This window comes from Campylobacter sp. TTU_617, from assembly GCF_016599045.1.
Classification (GTDB): domain Bacteria; phylum Campylobacterota; class Campylobacteria; order Campylobacterales; family Campylobacteraceae; genus Campylobacter_D.
Window position 1 is genome coordinate 1 of the sequence record NZ_JAENKV010000053.1, and the last position, 415, is coordinate 415.

General features: G+C 18.6%; 1 protein-coding gene. It reads left to right on the forward strand.

The features are described from left to right. Nucleotides 1-8 precede the first annotated feature (8 nt). A complete protein-coding gene (locus GQV94_RS07660; protein WP_325099664.1) occupies nt 9-152 on the forward strand; it encodes a type VI secretion system baseplate subunit TssF in 144 nt (47 codons plus the stop codon). The last annotated feature ends 263 nt before the right edge of the window (nt 153-415 follow it).

Here is a 415-nt window from a genome sequence, read left to right on the forward strand (position 1 = left end):
TAGGGGATATTTATAGATTAGGTTTAGTTTTATCTAAATTCTTTAGTTCTTTTACAAGTATTAATTCTTTTTTTAAATTAAAAATCAAATGTTTAAAAAGTGAAGATATTTTTACCTATCCTATTGTAAATGGTAATAAGGAGTTGATGTGAGAGATGAGTTTTTAGGGTGTGAGTTTTATAAAAATAATAAATTATTATATAACAAAAACAACTTATTTATTCTATATTTAGGAAATTTTAACAAGAAAATATAAAAACTTATTTTTTTAAAACAAATATAACTGAAGTTTTATTTAAAAAATTTATTGAATTTTATTCTTGCTAGAAAGTAGTTTAATAATTAAATTTATTTATTACTCATATTAATTCACTAAAGAGCTTTTGCTCTTTAGTTATTAAAATCTCTTTTTCTT